The following is a 1,122-nucleotide window of genomic DNA, read 5'->3' as shown; positions in this document are numbered from 1 at the left end:
GTTTAACGCTGGCTTCAAAAGGTCTTGGAGGGGTTTGAGTGTTGGGAATTCGGCTTGCGGTGGGCGAGTGGAATTCGTTAGCGATTAGCTTTCATTCCCAGGTTTGCCGCGAATAGGATTTTGTGCCGATGCGATCATCTCGTTTTTCAACACCCCGCAGGGGTTCGCGCGTGGTCGCGTGTGGCTGCTTGATGGCAGTCGCGTGCCTGTTGATTTCCACACAGACCGGGTGCCTGGGATTGCTCTCGAACCTGATGCATGCGACCGGAGCCGATAAGATTCCCGCCGCCTATGACGGTCTGGAAAAATCACGCGTGGCGGTCGTCACGCTGACCGAAAACAGCCAATTCAGTGATGACGATGCGGCCCGCATTCTGGGACGCAACGTGATGCAGCATTTGGTGACCGAGGTCAAGAAAATTGAACTGGTCCGTGAGGACAAAATTGCCAACTGGCGTGACACACACGGTTGGGACCAAGTCGAATTCGCAGAAATCGGACGGGGTGTGGATGCCGACAAAGTGTTGGCGATCGAAGTCAGCAATCTGCAATTGCGTGACGGCAAAACGCTGTATCGAGGCCGCGCCGATGTTCATATCTCGGTGATCGATGCCAAAACCGGCGATCAACTGTACGCTCATGATCTGGACGAATTCACCTATCCGACCACGGCCGGCCAGACCACGACGGATACCACCGAGTCGCGTTTCGGTAAACTCTACCTAGGCATCTTGGCCAAGCGTATCGCCAGGCAGTTTTATCCCTATGATGCTCATGAAGATTTTGCGATCGATTCGCTGATCGCACGCTAGCACGATTCACTCCAGGAAACACGCAACATGCAAGTCAACGAATACTTTGACGGGAACGTTAAATCGATCAGTTTTGAAAATAGCGAAGGCCGGGTGACATCGGGTGTGATGTCGGTCGGCGAGTATGAATTTCAAACCAGCGAACCCGAGCGAATGAAGGTGATTTCTGGCGAGTTGTTGGTCAACCTGCAAGGCGCCGAAGAGTTCATTCCCTATTCCGCAGGCACCGAATTTCGTGTCGCCAAAGGCGTGAAATTCATGGTCAAAGTCGAACAATCGACCGCCTACCTGTGCTTCTACGGCTGAGAAA

General features: G+C 53.3%; 2 protein-coding genes. Both read left to right on the top strand.

From position 1 onward, the window contains the following. The first annotated feature begins 191 nt into the window (after window positions 1-191). A complete protein-coding gene (locus NHH03_RS27245) occupies window positions 192-812 on the top strand; it encodes a hypothetical protein (protein WP_253161520.1) in 621 nt (206 codons plus the stop codon). 27 nt (window positions 813-839) lie between these two features. Next, a complete protein-coding gene (gene ppnP, locus NHH03_RS27240) occupies window positions 840-1,118 on the top strand; it encodes a pyrimidine/purine nucleoside phosphorylase (RefSeq protein ID WP_253161519.1) in 279 nt (92 codons plus the stop codon). Window positions 1,119-1,122 lie beyond the last annotated feature (4 nt).

It is taken from the genome of Stieleria tagensis, assembly GCF_024129865.1.
Classification (GTDB): Bacteria; Planctomycetota; Planctomycetia; order Pirellulales; family Pirellulaceae; genus Stieleria; species Stieleria tagensis.
This window is presented reverse-complemented; position numbering and strand designations above follow the sequence as displayed.

Excerpts from the sequence above, each read along its gene's own strand:
- ppnP (WP_253161519.1), top strand. The coding sequence starts at position 840 with ATGCAAGTCAACGAATACTTTGACGGGAACGTTAAATCGATCAGTTTT.
- NHH03_RS27245 (WP_253161520.1), top strand. The coding sequence starts at position 192 with ATGGCAGTCGCGTGCCTGTTGATTTCCACACAGACCGGGTGCCTGGGA.